The sequence below is a fragment of the Streptomyces sp. DSM 41931 genome (genome assembly GCF_050271085.1).
GTDB classification, from domain to species: Bacteria; Actinomycetota; Actinomycetes; order Streptomycetales; family Streptomycetaceae; genus Streptomyces; species Streptomyces albogriseolus.
This window is the reverse complement of the sequence record NZ_CP189902.1, coordinates 2,912,597-2,926,096: the sequence shown is the minus strand read 5'-3', so window position 1 is coordinate 2,926,096 and position 13,500 is coordinate 2,912,597. Positions and strand designations below refer to the sequence as shown.

The following is a 13,500-nucleotide window of genomic DNA, read 5'->3' as shown; positions in this document are numbered from 1 at the left end:
CATGAAGGCTGACGCTCTGACGGATGTGGCCGGCATGCGCGTGGGACACGCGACGCGGACCGGCGACGGATGGCTCACCGGGACCACGGTGGTGCTCGCCCCCGAGGGAGGCGCGGTCGCCGCGGTGGACGTACGCGGCGGCGGGCCCGGCACGAAGGAGACCGACGCGCTCGACCCGCGCAACGTGGTGCAGCGCGTGGACGCGGTCACCCTGACCGGCGGCAGCGCCTTCGGCCTGGACGCGGCGTCCGGGGTGATGGCCTGGCTGGAGGGGCGGGGCCGCGGGGTGCGGGTCGGTCCGGAACCGACGCACGTGGTGCCGGTCGTGCCGGCCGCCTGCGTCTTCGACCTGCGCCGCGGCGGCGACTTCCGGGCCCGGCCGGACGCCGCCCTGGGCCGCGAGGCGGTCGAGGCGGCAGCGGCCACCGATCCCGGGGCGCCGGTGCCGCAGGGCTGCGTGGGCGCCGGGACGGGCGCCGTGGTGGGCACGCTGAAGGGCGGGGTCGGCTCGGCGAGCACGGTCCTGCCGTCGGGGATCACCGTGGCCGCGCTGGTGGTGGCCAACGCGGTGGGGTCGGCGGTGGACCTGGAGACGGGGGTGCTCTACGGGGAGTACTTCGGCGGGCGCCCGCGTCTGCCCGACCCGGAGGTGCACCGGGCCGCACGGCGCCGGCTGGCGGAGGCGGCCGAGCGCAACGCCCCTCCGCCGATGAACACCACGCTGGCCGTGGTCGCCACCGACGCCGGCCTGACCCGCGCGCAGGCGCAGAAGGTGGCCGGCACCGCGCACGACGGCATCGCGCGCGCCGTACGCCCGGTGCATCTGCTGAACGACGGCGACACCGTCTTCGCCCTCGCCACCGGCACGCGCCCGCTGGACGCGAAGGACCCGCTCGCGCTGAACGAGGTGCTCGCGGCGGGCGCGGACCTGGTGACCCGGGCGATCGTCCGCGCCGTGCGGGCCGCCGCCCCGGTGGACGGTCCCGGCGGTGCGTGGCCGTCGTACGGCGAGCTGTACGGGGGAAGCTGAGGGCAGGCGGGGGCGACCGCCGACCGGGGACACCGCCGGCGTCGCGCGCCTCACCACACCGTCACCGCCAGCCGTGCCGTGGCGCTCGCGCCCGCCAGCCCGGCCGCCGTGTCACGCGGCACCGACAGGACGACCAGCGCGCCCCCGTCACCGTCCGGTGGCTCCGGAACCTCGGTGACCCGCGCCCCGCGCGCGACCACTCTCGCCTCACCGCCGGACATCGTCTCCTCGGCCGCGATCACGTCCACCCGGTCGCCGGGCCGCAGCAGCCGGACCGTGGCCGCGTCGGCGATCCGCACCGGCGCGGTGACCGTCGCGCCCGCGCGCCGCTGCCGTACGGGACGGTCGTCGCCGCCGGACGCCGCGGGGGTCCCGGCCGCCGTGGCGGGCTCGGGATGCCCGCGCGACCGGTCGGTGTCCCTCGGGCCCGCCGCGACGAGCGCCGCCGCGGTCACCGCGAGACCGACCGCCACCGCGCGCCTGCGGTGCCGCACCAGCCGGCCCGCGAACGGCAGCGCACCGCGCACCCGCACCGGATCGAAGTGCGGCACCTCGCACGGCGGCGGCACATCGGCGCCGTGCGGACGCGGGAACGCGGAACGACGGTACGGAGACGACGCGGACGACATGGACGATGCGGACGGCATGGACGGTGCAGATGACACGGACGACATGGACGACAGGGACGACACGGACACGGGACCACCACCTGGGACGCGGGAACGGCTTGCGCACCCCAGGATGAAGCCCCCGACGGGATCCCGCCGGGGGCTGTGAACGCATCCTCGGTTGTGGAAAACCGCGCCACCCGAACGTGCGCCTCCGCGGCGCCGGCCCGCCGCCTACGGCAGCGCGAACCCCGGATCCATCCCGCCGAGCGCCGACGCGCACAGACAGTCCCGTTCCTCCGTCGACGGCAGCGCCGCCACCGCGTCGAACAGCACCCCCCGCAGCCGGTCCACGTTGGCCGCGAACACCCGCAGCACCTCGTCGTGCGAGACGCCCTCGCCCGTCTCGGCGCCCGCGTCCAGGTCCGTGACCAGCGTCAACGACGTGTAACAGAGCTCCAGCTCACGGGCGAGCGCCGCCTCCGGGTGCCCGGTCATGCCCACCACCGACCAGCCCTGCGCCCGGTGCCACAGCGACTCGGCGCGGGTGGAGAAGCGCGGACCCTCGACGACGGCCAGCGTGCCGCCGTCCACCGCCTCCCAGTCCCGGTCACGCGCCGCCTTCAGCGCGGACGCCCGCCCGGTGGGGCAGTAGGGGTCGGCCAGGGACACATGGACGACGTTCGGCACGGTGCCGTCGGGCAGGGGCAGCCCGTCGAAGTAGGTGCCGACCCGGGACTTGGTGCGGTCCACGAGCTGGTCAGGCACCAGCAGCGTGCCCGGGCCGTACTCGGGGCGCAGGCCGCCCACCGCGCACGGGCCGAGGACCTGGCGCACGCCGACCGACCGCAGCGCCCACAGGTTGGCGCGGTAGTTGATGCGGTGCGGAGGCAGGTGGTGGCCGCGTCCGTGCCGGGGCAGGAAGGCGACCCGCCGGCCGGCCACCTCGCCGAGGAAGAGGGAGTCGCTGGGCGCCCCGTAGGGGGTGTCGACCTGGACCTCGGTCACATCGTCGAGGAAGGAGTAGAAGCCGGATCCGCCGATCACGCCGATCTCGGCGTTCGCCATGTTCGCCATGGCCCGACCCTAACGGCACCCGGAAACGCCGGGAGAGAGCCCCGTCGGCCGCCCCCCGGGGGCCCGAACGCCGAGGACCCCGCCGTCGGGAGACGACAGGGTCCTGCGAAGCGCGCGTGAGGCGGTTACGCCGCCGTGGTGCTCGTCGAGCTGCCGGAGGAGCCGGACGAGGACGAGCCGGAACCGGAGTCCGACGACGAGGAGCTCGACGACGAGGATCCGGAGGACTTCGACGACGCCGGCGAGGAGCTCGACGAGGAGCCGCGGCTGTCGTTGCGGTAGAAACCGGAACCCTTGAAGACGATGCCGACCGCGGAGAAGACCTTCTTCAGTCGGCCCTGGCATGCGGGGCACTCGGTCAGGGCGTCGTCGGTGAACTTCTGCACCGCCTCGAGGCCCTCGCCGCACTCGGTGCACTGGTACTGGTAGGTCGGCACTGTCTTCCTCCTGGCACTCTCACTCAATGAGTGCTAACGACGGTCCATAGTGACGCATTCCGCGGGCCTAGTCCACTGCGACGGGCTCGCGGTGACCCATGCCACGTGCGACGGTACGCCCGCGCGGAGCACCCGCGAGCCGCGAGCGCAGGGCCAGCAGGGTCGCCAGGGCCAGCAGGGTGCCGCCCATCGGCACCAGGAATCCGGCGCCGTCCCACAGCCGGTCCTCGAACTGCCCGGCGATGGTGACGGCGGCGGCCTGGCCCAGCGCGACGGCGCCGGTCAGCCAGGTGAACGCCTCGGTGCGGGCGCCCGCCGGGACCAGGCTCTCCACCAGCGTGTAACCGGTGATCAGCGCCGGGGCGATGCACATGCCGACCAGCAGGCCGAGCGCGCCCAGCAGCGGCGCCGAGTCGGCCGTCCACAGCGCGGACGCGGCCAGCGCGAGGGCGGCGTAGGCGACGATCAGGCGGCGCTGCGGGGCGACCTTCCAGGCGATCGCGCCGCAGACCAGGCCCGCGAGCATGTTGCCCGCGGCGAAGACGCCGTAGAGGACGCCGTTGAGGCCCGGTTCGCCGATGGACTCGGTGAACGCGGCCAGGGAGACCTGCATGCCGCCGAAGACGGAGCCGATGCCGAGGAAGGTCACGATCAGCACGCGCACGCCGGGCACGCGCAGCGCGGAGGCGTGCCGTACGCGCGTGTGGCCGTCGCCGGACGTGTCGACCGGCGGCTGGGTGCCCTTCTGCGCGGCGAACAGCAGACCGCCGACCAGGGTGAGCGCGGCCTCGGTGACCAGGCCGGCGGACGGGTCGACCGTCGTGCATAGGGCGGTGGCGAGCAGCGGGCCGACGACGAAGGTGAACTCGTCGGTGACGGACTCGAAGGCCGCGGCGGTCGCCATCAGCGGGGAGCCCTTCAGGCGGACGCCCCAGCGGGCGCGCACCATCGGCCCGACCTGCGGCACGGAGGCGCCGGTGGGGACGGCGGCGGCGAACAGCGCCCACAGGGGCGCGCCGTTCAGCGCGAGGGCGGTGAGGCCGAGTCCGGCCGCCGCGTGCACCAGCACGCCGGGCACCAGGACGGCGCGCTGGCCGTGGCGGTCGGCGAGCCGGCCGGTGTACGGGGCGAACAGCGCCATGGAGACGCCGGTGACGGCCGCGACGGCGCCGGCCGCGCCGTAGGAGCCGGTGGTGTGCTGGACGAGCAGCACGATGGACAGGGTGAGCATCGCGAACGGCTGACGCGCCGCGAAGCCGGGGAGCAGGAACGTCCACGCGCCGCGGGTGCGCAGCAGGCGGCCGTATCCCGGTCGGGAGGTGGCCGCCGAGTCCTTCGACGTGGTGACCGTGGATGCCACGGCCCGTGCCTTTCCGCCACCTGGTAGCGCCCCGCGCGAGGCCGCGCGGGCACGCCGAGAGCTGTCCTCTTGCGCTGACTGCGGTAGATACCGGCGCCACAGCTCAGGGCGCCCGGCCGCCATACGGTCGCGCCAGCTCTGCGTCAGGCAGAGTTGGTTCGATCTGGGGTCGGTTCATGATACAGGGGGTAAGGGCGTGCACGCCTGTGAAAGTGAGCACCCTCTCAGCGTCCGGCCTGCGATCCTTCGGCGCCGCCGTCGGTGCCCAGCCAGCCGGCGAGCTTGCCGCCCCGGGCGACCGCGCGCAGCCGGCGCTCCGCCGCGTCCCGTACCGGGTCGGTCGCGACGACGAGGAGTTCGTCCCCGCGGCGCAGCATCGTCTCCGGGGACGGCACGAAGGACGTCCCGTCCCGCACCACCAGGGTGACGCCGGACCCGGCGGGCAGCCGCAGTTCACCGACCTCGACGCCGTGCATCCGCGACCCCTCGGGAACGGTGACCGACAGCAGATGGCCGCGCAGCCGCTCCAGGGGCGCCGACTCGACGCCCAGGTCGGCGGCACCGGACTCGCCGAGCCGCAGCAGCCGGGCGAGAGCGGGCAGCGTCGGGCCCTGCACCAGGGTGTAGACGACGACCAGCAGGAAGACGATGTTGAAGACGCGTTCGCTGCCGTCGACGCCCCGCACCATCGGGATCGTCGCCAGGATGATGGGCACGGCGCCGCGCAGGCCCGCCCAGGACATCAGGGTCTGCTCCTGCCAGGGCACCCGGAACGGCGTCAGGCACAGGACGACGCCGAGCGGACGGGCCACCATCGTGAGCACCAGTCCGACGACCAGCGCGGGCACGATGTCGTCGCCGAGTTCGTGCGGGGCGACCAGCAGGCCGAGCAGCACGAACATGCCGATCTGGGCGATCCAGCCGAGCCCCTCGGCGAAGCCGCGGGTGGCGGGCCAGTGCGGCAGCTTGGCGTTGCCGAGCAGCATCGAGGCGAGGTAGACGGCGAGGAAGCCGCTGCCGTGGGCGAGCGCGCCCGCCGCGTAGGCGGTGACCGCGATGGCCATGACGGCGATCGGGTAGAGACCGGAGGCGGGCAGCGCCACGTGCCGCAGGCCCCAGGCGCCGAGCCAGCCGACGGCGAGACCGATGGCGGCGCCGATCGCCAGCTCCAGGAGGATCTCGCCGAGCAGCACGTACCAGTGCTCGACCGGACCGGCCGTCGAGAAGGCCACCACGAGGATCACGACGGGGGCGTCGTTGAAGCCGGACTCGGCCTCCAGGGTGCCCCGTACCCGCGCGGGCAGCGGCACCTTCCGCAGCACCGAGAATACGGCCGCCGCGTCCGTCGAGGAGACGACCGCGCCGATGATCAGCGCCTGCCGCCACTCCAGCCCGATCAGCAGGCGCGCCGCCGTGGCCGTCACCCCGACGCTCACCGCGACGCCGGCCAGCGCCAGCGCGGAGGCGGCGGGCAGGACCGGTCTGATTTCGGTCCACTTCGTGCCCAGACCGCCCTCGGCGAGGATCACGACCAGCGCCGCGTACCCGATGACCTGGGTCAGCTCGGCGTTGTCGAACTGGATGCCGCCGATGCCGTCCTGGCCGATGGCGATGCCGATGCCCAGGTAGACGAGCAGGCTGGGGAGCCCGCTGCGCGAGGAGACCCGGACCGCCGCCACGGCGACGAGCAGGACGAGCGAGCAGACGAGCAGGAGCTGGTTGAGGTGGTGGACAGTCAGCGGCGTTCCCTTCCCCGGCCCAGCGCACCCGTGGGGGAGCGCGCGTCCGTCGCGGGCGATGCGCCCGCTTTCCGGGCGAACCGCATCGATGGTCACGGCGAACTACTTCGTTACCTTACCTAACTCTTGACGCGTTCTTGACGCGAAAGGCGGCAAGATCGAACGCCCGTCCGGGCTGGTTCCCCACTCCGCGTCAAGGGGCGCGGGGCCCTGCGCCTATCGTTGCTCCAGCGCTCAGTTAAAAGCACAGCCCGACCTGCCGCTCGCGTTAGGACAGCAAGGACAGCGATGCCCACCGACACCACCGCCGCCTCCACGGGTCAGCAGGCCGCCGGCACGTCCGGCAGGAAGAAGGGGCGCAAAGGCCGTCTCATCGTGCTCGTCCTGGTGCTGGCCCTGATCGGAGGCGTCGCCTACGGGGCGTACTGGTCCGTCAGTACCGTGCGCGCCTCCTTCCCCCAGACCAAGGGGTCGATCACCCTCGAGGGACTCTCGGGACCCGTCGACGTCAGACGCGACGGCTACGGCATCCCGCAGATCTACGCCTCCTCCGACGAGGACCTGTTCATGGCGCAGGGCTATGTCCAGGCGCAGGACCGGTTCTACGAGATGGACGTGCGCCGGCACATGACGTCCGGCCGGCTGTCGGAGATGTTCGGCGCGGGCCAGGTCGACAACGACGCGTTCCTGCGCACCCTCGGCTGGGACCGCGTCGCGAAGCAGGAGTACGAGGAGAAGCTCTCCCCCGCCACCAAGAAGTACCTCCAGGCGTACGCCAAGGGCGTCAACGCCTACCTGGAGGGCAAGGAGGGCAAGGACATCTCCCTCGAGTACGCGGCGCTGGGCTTCGAGAACGACTACGCGCCGGGCGCGTGGACGCCGGTCGACTCCGTGGCCTGGCTGAAGGCCATGGCCTGGGACCTGCGCGGCAACATGCAGGACGAGATCGACCGGGCGCTGCTGACCAGCCGCCTCGGCCCGAAGCAGATCGCCGACCTGTACCCGTCGTACCCGTACAGCCGGAACAAGCCGGTCGTCCAGGAGGGCGGCTACGACGAGGGCAGCGGCACCTTCGAGGCCGCGGGCGGCTCGGGCGACGGTGAAGGCGAGGGCGACGGGTCCGGTTCGGGTGAGGGCGCCGGTTCGGAGCTCGGCGGCGGCTCGGAGGGCGGCACGGGATCCGGTGCGGAAGGTGACGCGTCCGGCTTCGAGAGCCAGCTCACCGGACTCCAGCGGGTGCTGGAGGACCTCCCCACCGCCGTCGGCGTGAACGGCGACGGCATCGGTTCCAACTCCTGGGTCGTCTCCGGCGACCACACCGTCTCCGGCAAGCCGCTGCTCGCCAACGACCCGCACCTGTCGGCCTCGCTGCCGTCCGTCTGGTACCAGATGGGCCTGCACTGCCGCAGCGTCTCCGACAACTGCCGCTACGACGTCACCGGTTACACCTTCGCGGGCATGCCCGGCGTGATAATCGGCCACAACCAGGACATCGCCTGGGGCCTGACCAACTCCGGCGTCGACGTCACCGACCTGTACCTGGAGAAGATCACCGGCGACGGCTACCAGTACGGCGACAAGGTGGTGCCCTTCGAGACGCGCGAGGAGACCATCAAGGTCGCCGGCGGCGCCTCGCGGAAGATCGTCGTGCGTGAGACCAACAACGGCCCGCTGCTGTCGGACCGTTCGGACGACCTGGTGAAGACCGGCAAGAAGGCCGCCGTCGACAGCGCCGCCCCCGACCGGGGCGACGGCTACGCCGTGGCGCTGCGCTGGACCGCCCTCGACCCCGGCCGCACCATGGACGCCGTCTTCGCGATCAACCGGGCCAAGGACTGGGACGACTTCCGCGAGGCCGCCGAGCTGTTCGAGGTGCCCTCGCAGAACCTCGTCTACGCGGACACCGAAGACCACATCGGCTACACCCTGCCCGGCAAGATCCCGACCCGTGCGGAGAAGCACGACGGTTCCGTCCCCGCCCCCGGCTGGGACCCGGACTACGAGTGGACCGGCTGGGTCGACCAGGACGAACTGCCCTACGAGTTCGACCCGGAGCGCGGCTACATCGTCACCGCCAACCAGGCCGTCGTCGACGAGGACTACCCGTACACGCTGACCACCGACTGGGGCTACGGCGCCCGCAGCCAGCGGATCAACGACCTGATCCAGTCGAAGATCAAGGACGGCGGGAAGATCTCCACCGACGACATGCGGCAGATGCAGCTGGACAACTCCAGCGCCATCGCCAAGCTGCTGGTGCCCGAACTGCTCAAGATCGACGTCGACGACCCGCACGTCCGCGAGGCGCAGAAGCTGCTGGAGGGCTGGGACTACACCCAGGACGCCGACTCGGCGGCCGCCGCGTACTTCAACTCCGTCTGGCGCAACATCCTCAAGCTCTCCTTCGGCCACAAGCTGCCCAAGGAGCTGCGGGTCAAGGGCCAGTGCCTGTGGGTCGAGCCGGTCAACACCACCGGCCCGGCCGACGAGGCGGGCAAGGTCCGCGAGTGCGGCCAGCGCTCCGCGAGCCAGGCGCAGCCGGACGGCGGCGACCGCTGGTTCGAGGTGGTCCGCCGGCTGATGGCCGACGAGGACAGCGAGTGGTGGACCACGCCGAAGCGCGGCACCCGGCCGGGCGCCGAGAACCGTGACGAGCTGTTCAAGCGGGCCCTGATCGACGCCCGCTGGGAGCTGACCGCCAAGCTCGGCAAGGACATCGACAGCTGGAGCTGGGGCCGGCTGCACCGCCTGTTCCTGGACAACCAGACGCTCGGCAGCGACGGGCCCGGCTTCGTGAAGTACGTGCTCAACCGCGGCCCGTGGAAGCTCGGCGGCGGCGAGGCCACCGTCAACGCCACCGGCTGGAACGCCTCCGGCGGCTACGGGGTGGTGTGGGTGCCGTCCATGCGGATGGTGGTCAACCTCGACGACCTCGACAAGTCCCGCTGGATCAACCTCACCGGCGCCTCCGGCCACGCCTACAACGCCCACTACGTCGACCAGACGGACAAGTGGGCCGAGGGCGAACTGCTGGAGTGGGCCTACTCGGAGAAGGCGGTCGAGGACTCCACCACCGACACCCTGGTGCTCAAGCCCTGACCCGCCGCCGCACCCCGCGGACACGACGGCCGGCCTCCACGCGCGCGTGGAGGCCGGTCCGCGTTTCTCAGGCCTCCGGGGCGGGACGGCCGAACCGCCGCACCCCGGACGGGGTCACCACCGCGTCCACCGGCCGGTCGTGCGGCTCCTCCGGCACCCGCTCCACGACCTCCCAGTCGTACAGCAGCACCACCAGCGCCGGACGCACGCGGGCCCGCTCCAGGCGAGCGAGGACGCGGTCGTAGGAGCCGCCGCCGCGGCCCAGCCGCATCCCGCGGGCGTCCACCGAGAGACCGGGCAGCAGCACGGCGTCCGCCTCCGTCACGGCGCCGGGACCCAGCCGCTCCCCGACGGGCTCCAGCAAGGTCATCCGCCCGCCGCCGTGCTGTGCGGGCAGCAGAGACTCCGGCCCCCGGTACACGCCCCACGCCAGGTCGTTGTCCGGCAGCAGCGCGGGCAGCAGCACCCGCACGCCCCGCGCGCGCAGCGCGTCCAGCAGCGCCAGGGTGCCCGGTTCGCTCCCCACGGAGACGTACGCGGCCACCGTGCGCGCCCCGGCCAGCTCGGGCAGCGCGAGCGCCCGGCGGGCCAGGGCGTCGGCGTGCCCCTGAACGTCATCGGCCGTCAATCCGTTCCTCACTTCGAGGACTTCACGCCGTCGCCTGCGCTTGTCAGGTTCGGGCTGACCCTGGTTCTGTCTCAAGTCGATTCCCGTACTGTCTTAATATGCTCATATGGGCATTTTTTCAGCGGAGTCACAGATTCAGCACAAAGGCACCGGCTAGGGTGTCGCCCATGTCTCAGTCACACCCGCGGATCAGCAAGGCTGTCATCCCCGCCGCCGGCCTCGGCACCCGGTTCCTGCCGGCCACCAAGGCCACGCCCAAGGAGATGCTGCCGGTGGTCGACAAGCCGGCGATCCAGTACGTGGTCGAAGAGGCCGTCGCCGCCGGCCTCGACGACGTCCTCATGGTGACGGGCCGCAACAAGCGCCCCCTCGAGGACCACTTCGACCGCAACTACGAACTCGAGTCCGCGCTCGAGAAGAAGGGCGACGGCGAGCGTCTCGCCAAGGTCCAGGAATCCAGCGACCTCGCCACCATGCACTACGTCCGCCAGGGCGACCCGAAGGGCCTCGGACACGCCGTGCTGTGCGCCGCCCCGCACGTCGGCGACGAGCCCTTCGCCGTCCTCCTCGGCGACGACCTGATCGACCCGCGCGACCCGCTGCTCCAGCGCATGATCGAGGTCCAGCAGGAGCACGGCGGCAGCGTCGTCGCGCTGATGGAGGTGGCCCCCGAGCAGATCCACCTCTACGGATCCGCCGCCGTCGAGGCCACCGAGGACGCCGACGTCGTCCGGCTCAGCGGCCTGGTCGAGAAGCCCTCCCGCGAGGAGGCGCCCTCCCACTACGCCATCATCGGCCGCTACGTCCTCGACCCGGCCGTCTTCGACGTGCTGAGCAAGACCGAGCCCGGCCGCGGCGGCGAGATCCAGCTGACCGACGCCCTCCAGCAGCTCGCCGCCGACGCCACGCTCGGCGGACCGGTGCACGGCGTCATCTTCCAGGGCCGCCGCTATGACACCGGAGACCGCGGCGACTACCTGCGTGCCATTGTCAGGCTCGCGTGCGAACGTGAGGACCTGGGACCGGACTTCCGGACCTGGCTCCAGCGATTCGTCACCGAGGAGATGCAGCAACGTTGAGCAGCGCCGCGCCCCGCACCGCAGAACCGGACCGACTCTGGTCGGTGGACGAGCACCTGGACGACATCCTCGCGACCGTCCGCCCGCTCGACCCCATCGAGCTGAACCTCCTCGACGCACAGGGCTGCGTCCTCGTCGAGGACGTCACGGTCCCGGTGTCCCTGCCCCCCTTCGACAACAGCTCGATGGACGGCTACGCGGTGCGGGTCGCCGACGTCGCGGGCGCGAGCGAGGAGTACCCGGCCTCCCTCGAGGTCGTCGGCGACGTCGCGGCCGGCGCGGCCGACCTCCCGCACGTCGGCCCCGGGCAGGCCGCCCGCATCATGACCGGCGCCCCGCTCCCGCCCGGCGCGGAGACCGTCGTCCCCGTCGAGTGGACCGACGGCGGGCTCGGCGAGGGCCGCGCCGCCGGGATGCGCGCCCGCAGCCTCGCCCCCGAGGGCGCCACCGGACAGGTCGGCGTCCACCGCCCCGCGCCCGCCCGCGCGCACGTCCGCGCCCAGGGCAGCGACGTCCGGGCCGGCGACCGCGTCCTGGAGGCCGGCACCGTCCTCGGCCCGCCGCAGATCTCCCTCCTCGCCGCCGTCGGCCGCGGCACGGTCCGGGTGCGCCCGCGCCCGCGCGTGGTGGTCCTCTCCACCGGCAGCGAACTCGTCCAGCCCGACGAGCCGCTGGGCCCCGGCCAGATCTACGACTCCAACAGCTTCGCCCTCACCGCCGCCGCCCGCGACGCCGGCGCCATCGCCTACCGCGTCGGCGCCGTCGCCGACGACGCCGAGACCCTCCGCGACACCATCGAGGACCAGCTCGTCCGCGCCGACCTCATGGTCACCTCCGGCGGCGTCAGCGTCGGGGCGTACGACGTCGTCAAGGAGGCGCTGTCGCACGCGGGCGACGAGGACGAGCCCGGCAGCGGCGTGGAGTTCCGCAGGCTCGCCATGCAGCCGGGCAAGCCGCAGGGCTTCGGCTCCATCGGCCCCGACCACACCCCGCTGCTCGCCCTCCCCGGCAACCCGGTCTCCTCCTACGTCTCCTTCGAGCTGTTCGTCCGCCCCGCCATCCGCGCCCTGATGGGGCTCGAGGACGTCCACCGGCCGCGGGTCCGCGCCGAGCTGAGGGCGGAGAAGGCACTGACCTCGCCGAAGGGCCGCCGCCAGTTCCTGCGCGGCCGGTACGCCGACGGCGTCGTCACGCCCGTCGGCGGCGCCGGATCGCATCTGGTCGCCGCCCTCGCCCGGGCCGACGCGCTCATCGTGGTCCCCGAGGACGTCGAGGACGTGGCGCCGGGCACCGAGGTCGAGGTGGTCCTGCTCGGCTGAGCCAGCCCTTTGGCGGTACCGTGTCGCGCACAGCAGGCCCGCGCCCCGCACCGCGCCGGGCCAGGACCGGGAGCGCCACACCATCATGACCGTGCCTTCCCGGGGGGACACCCCCGGACCCACCGACGACCAGTCCCGTCTGACCCACATCGACGAGGCGGGCGCCGCCCGCATGGTCGACGTGTCCGGCAAGGACGTCACCGCGCGCACCGCACGCGCCACCGGCCGCGTGCTCGTCGCGCCCCGGGTGATCGAGCTGCTGCGCGGCGAGGGCGTGCCCAAGGGCGACGCGCTCGCCACCGCGCGCATCGCGGGCATCATGGGCGCCAAACGCACCCCCGACCTCGTCCCGCTGTGTCACCCGCTGGCGCTGTCCGGTGTGAAACTGGACCTGTCGGTCGCGGACGACGCCGTGGAGATCGCGGCGACCGTACGGACGACGGACCGCACGGGCGTCGAGATGGAAGCCCTCACCGCGGTGTCCGTGGCCGCGCTCACCGTGATCGACATGGTCAAGGCGGTCGACAAGGAGGCGGTCATCACGGACGTGCGGGTGGAGGAGAAGACGGGCGGCAAGTCGGGCGACTGGAGCCGGTCATGACGCCCCCCGCGGCCCCGTACCGGGCCCTCGTCGTCACGGCCTCCAACCGGGCCGCCGCCGGCGTCTACCAGGACACGGGCGGCCCGCTGATCGCCGACGGCCTGAAGCGGTTCGGCTTCGCCGTCGACGGCCCCCGGGTCGTCCCCGACGGCGACCCCGTGGAGGCCGCCCTGCGCGCCGCCGTCGACGCCGGGTACGACGTCGTCGTCACCACCGGCGGCACCGGCATCTCGCCCACCGACCGCACCCCCGAGGCCACCCGCCGGGTGATCGACCGCGAGGTCCCCGGCATCGCGGAGGCCATCCGCGCGTACGGCCGGGACAAGGTGCCCACCGCCGCCCTCTCCCGCGGCCTCGCCGGCGTCGCGGGCACCACGCTGATCGTCAACCTCCCCGGCTCCAGCGGCGGGGTGAAGGACGGCCTCGCCGTCCTGGAGCCGCTGCTGAGGCACGCGGTGGACCAGCTGCGCGGCGGGGACCACCCCCGGCCGGCCGACGACGACGGGGGCGCGCGCTGAACACC

General features: G+C 73.2%; 12 protein-coding genes. 6 read left to right on the top strand and 6 right to left on the bottom strand.

The genetic code is table 11. The annotated features are described in order from the left end of the window. Position 1: 1 nt before the first annotated feature. Positions 2–1,030, top strand: a complete 1,029-nt coding sequence (locus tag ACP7TJ_RS13405) for a P1 family peptidase (RefSeq protein WP_266397981.1) — start codon at positions 2–4, stop codon at positions 1,028–1,030. Positions 1,031–1,080: 50 nt separating this feature from the next. Here the strand turns inward: ACP7TJ_RS13405 and ACP7TJ_RS13400 are convergent, their stop codons facing one another. The 5 genes from ACP7TJ_RS13400 to ACP7TJ_RS13380 all read right to left on the bottom strand — a co-directional run bounded on the left by ACP7TJ_RS13400 (position 1,081) and on the right by ACP7TJ_RS13380 (position 6,311). After that, positions 1,081–1,677: a hypothetical protein gene (locus ACP7TJ_RS13400; protein WP_266546838.1), complete on the bottom strand. Its 597-nt coding sequence runs from the start codon at positions 1,675–1,677 to the stop codon at positions 1,081–1,083. Positions 1,678–1,872: 195 nt separating this feature from the next. After that, positions 1,873–2,715 carry an S-methyl-5'-thioadenosine phosphorylase gene (locus ACP7TJ_RS13395; protein WP_176710722.1) on the bottom strand — a complete coding sequence of 281 codons (843 nt, stop codon included), beginning with the start codon at positions 2,713–2,715 and terminating at the stop codon, positions 1,873–1,875. A gap of 125 nt (positions 2,716–2,840) precedes the next feature. Then, positions 2,841–3,152, bottom strand: coding sequence for an FmdB family zinc ribbon protein (locus ACP7TJ_RS13390; RefSeq protein ID WP_093765595.1), 312 nt, complete (start codon positions 3,150–3,152; stop codon positions 2,841–2,843). Between the two features lie 67 nt (positions 3,153–3,219). Beyond that, positions 3,220–4,512, bottom strand: a complete 1,293-nt coding sequence (locus tag ACP7TJ_RS13385; RefSeq protein ID WP_427763267.1) for an MFS transporter — start codon at positions 4,510–4,512, stop codon at positions 3,220–3,222. A 224-nt stretch (positions 4,513–4,736) separates the two neighbouring features. After that, positions 4,737–6,311, bottom strand: coding sequence for a potassium/proton antiporter (locus ACP7TJ_RS13380; protein ID WP_266404203.1), 1,575 nt, complete (start codon positions 6,309–6,311; stop codon positions 4,737–4,739). Positions 6,312–6,539: 228 nt separating this feature from the next. Here ACP7TJ_RS13380 and ACP7TJ_RS13375 point away from each other — a divergent pair, with 228 nt between their 5' ends. Further along, positions 6,540–9,350 (top strand): penicillin acylase family protein, encoded by a 2,811-nt coding sequence (locus ACP7TJ_RS13375; protein WP_385999813.1) that lies wholly within the window; start codon positions 6,540–6,542, stop codon positions 9,348–9,350. A 67-nt stretch (positions 9,351–9,417) separates the two neighbouring features. Here the strand turns inward: ACP7TJ_RS13375 and ACP7TJ_RS13370 are convergent, their stop codons facing one another. Next, the gene (locus ACP7TJ_RS13370; RefSeq protein WP_246532086.1) at positions 9,418–9,978 is read right to left on the bottom strand and encodes a 5-formyltetrahydrofolate cyclo-ligase; all 561 of its coding nucleotides are present in this window, start codon (positions 9,976–9,978) and stop codon (positions 9,418–9,420) included. Between the two features lie 167 nt (positions 9,979–10,145). Here ACP7TJ_RS13370 and galU point away from each other — a divergent pair, with 167 nt between their 5' ends. From galU to ACP7TJ_RS13350, 4 genes are all read left to right on the top strand, one after another. Further along, positions 10,146–11,057 carry a UTP--glucose-1-phosphate uridylyltransferase GalU gene (galU, locus tag ACP7TJ_RS13365; RefSeq protein WP_093765599.1) on the top strand — a complete coding sequence of 304 codons (912 nt, stop codon included), beginning with the start codon at positions 10,146–10,148 and terminating at the stop codon, positions 11,055–11,057. Then, positions 11,054–12,376: a molybdotransferase-like divisome protein Glp gene (glp, locus tag ACP7TJ_RS13360; RefSeq protein ID WP_093765600.1), complete on the top strand. Its 1,323-nt coding sequence runs from the start codon at positions 11,054–11,056 to the stop codon at positions 12,374–12,376. The genes galU and glp overlap by 4 nt, the downstream gene beginning before the upstream one ends. 85 nt (positions 12,377–12,461) lie before the next feature. Next, on the top strand, positions 12,462–12,977 hold the full coding sequence (gene moaC, locus ACP7TJ_RS13355) for a cyclic pyranopterin monophosphate synthase MoaC (protein WP_093765601.1): 516 nt from the start codon (positions 12,462–12,464) through the stop codon (positions 12,975–12,977). After that, entirely contained in the window at positions 12,974–13,495 is a 522-nt protein-coding gene (locus ACP7TJ_RS13350) for a MogA/MoaB family molybdenum cofactor biosynthesis protein (RefSeq protein ID WP_266546824.1), read from the top strand. The genes moaC and ACP7TJ_RS13350 overlap by 4 nt, the downstream gene beginning before the upstream one ends. The last annotated feature ends 5 nt before the right edge of the window (positions 13,496–13,500 follow it).

What these genes read in the sequence shown, in the direction of transcription:
- moaC (WP_093765601.1), top strand. Translation starts at nt 12,462, where the DNA reads ATGACCGTGCCTTCCCGGGGGGACACCCCCGGACCCACCGACGACCAG.
- ACP7TJ_RS13405 (WP_266397981.1), top strand. Translation starts at nt 2, where the DNA reads ATGAAGGCTGACGCTCTGACGGATGTGGCCGGCATGCGCGTGGGACAC.
- ACP7TJ_RS13400 (WP_266546838.1), bottom strand. Translation starts at nt 1,677, where the DNA reads ATGCCGTCCGCATCGTCCATGTCGTCCGCGTCGTCTCCGTACCGTCGT.
- ACP7TJ_RS13395 (WP_176710722.1), bottom strand. Translation starts at nt 2,715, where the DNA reads ATGGCGAACATGGCGAACGCCGAGATCGGCGTGATCGGCGGATCCGGC.
- ACP7TJ_RS13375 (WP_385999813.1), top strand. Translation starts at nt 6,540, where the DNA reads ATGCCCACCGACACCACCGCCGCCTCCACGGGTCAGCAGGCCGCCGGC.
- galU (WP_093765599.1), top strand. Translation starts at nt 10,146, where the DNA reads ATGTCTCAGTCACACCCGCGGATCAGCAAGGCTGTCATCCCCGCCGCC.
- ACP7TJ_RS13350 (WP_266546824.1), top strand. Translation starts at nt 12,974, where the DNA reads ATGACGCCCCCCGCGGCCCCGTACCGGGCCCTCGTCGTCACGGCCTCC.